Below are 565 nucleotides of genomic sequence, written 5' to 3'. Positions count from 1 at the left end.
AGACAGGTGCTGCATGGCTGTCGTCAGCTCGTGTTGTGAAATGTTGGGTTAAGTCCCGCAACGAGCGCAACCCTTATCCTTGTTTGCCAGCGAGTCATGTCGGGAACTCCAGGGAGACTGCCGGTGATAAACCGGAGGAAGGTGGGGACGACGTCAAGTCATCATGGCCCTTACGAGTAGGGCTACACACGTGCTACAATGGCGCATACAGAGGGCAGCAAGCTAGCGATAGTGAGCGAATCCCAAAAAGTGCGTCGTAGTCCGGATTGGAGTCTGCAACTCGACTCCATGAAGTCGGAATCGCTAGTAATCGTAGATCAGAATGCTACGGTGAATACGTTCCCGGGCCTTGTACACACCGCCCGTCACACCATGGGAGTGGGCTGCAAAAGAAGTGGGTAGTTTAACCTTTCGGGGAGGACGCTCACCACTTTGTGGTTCATGACTGGGGTGAAGTCGTAACAAGGTAGCGCTAGGGGAACCTGGCGCTGGATCACCTCCTTATACGAAGATTACACTGATGAGTGTCCACACAGATTGATGGTTTATACAGTTTAAGAGACGA

The 565-nt window shown here is 52.6% G+C and carries 1 rRNA gene; it reads left to right on the top strand.

Annotation, left to right across the window (positions count from 1 at the left end):
- Window positions 1-504: ribosomal RNA gene (locus tag EXZ60_RS18960) — 16S ribosomal RNA — on the top strand; the annotation flags it as partial.
- Between the last annotated feature and the right edge of the window lie 61 nt (window positions 505-565).

It is taken from the genome of Vibrio sp. 1151_11, assembly GCF_029478525.1.
Classification (GTDB): Bacteria; Pseudomonadota; Gammaproteobacteria; order Enterobacterales; family Vibrionaceae; genus Vibrio; species Vibrio anguillarum.
Note: the sequence above shows the minus strand (reverse complement) of the source record. Positions and strands in the feature narration are given on the sequence as shown.